Here is a 516-nt window from a genome sequence, read left to right as displayed (position 1 = left end):
TGTTTACTGTCTGATTTTACGGGCTTCGTTGAAGGCCCTTTAGCAAAATTTTTCTTCCACTGCTCGATATGATGTGGGTAAAGCCCTTTACTACGGCAGTATTCATTAACGGCTGTGTCATCCAAACGTCCACATTCAATAATTGCGTTAAGTCTTTCTTCAAGATCCCAGTCTTGTGGTCGTTTTTCTGATGTCATTTGGCTGCCTGTATAGTCCGTTTCAAGTTCATGGTTTTTAGCAAGCGCTATCCAACGTTGCAAGGTTGAATAACCGATGCCTAAATCAAGTGCAATATCTTCTAGGCGAACATCATCACATTGAGATAATGCTTTTTCAACAGCTTGAACTTTAAATTCTTGTGTAAATCGACGTCTCATTTTATCTGCCTCTATTAAAAGTTAGAGGCGACAACTATCCTGACACCTGACTCTTATACACAAATAAATTAGGCTCCAATTGAACTTTATTTATATCAGTCGATCAGATCAGTTATAACGAAAAAACCGATCGAGTTTA

At 38.4% G+C, this 516-nt stretch carries 1 protein-coding gene; it reads right to left on the bottom strand.

Annotation, left to right across the window (positions count from 1 at the left end; all coding sequences use genetic code 11):
• On the bottom strand, positions 1-377 hold a 377-nt coding region (locus GQR53_RS20620), incomplete at its 3' end, for a transposase (protein ID WP_165745070.1).
• Positions 378-516: the final 139 nt, after the last annotated feature.

It is taken from the genome of Pseudoalteromonas sp. Z9A6 (assembly GCF_011378805.1).
Lineage (GTDB): Bacteria > Pseudomonadota > Gammaproteobacteria > Enterobacterales > Alteromonadaceae > Pseudoalteromonas > Pseudoalteromonas distincta.
This window is presented reverse-complemented; position numbering and strand designations above follow the sequence as displayed.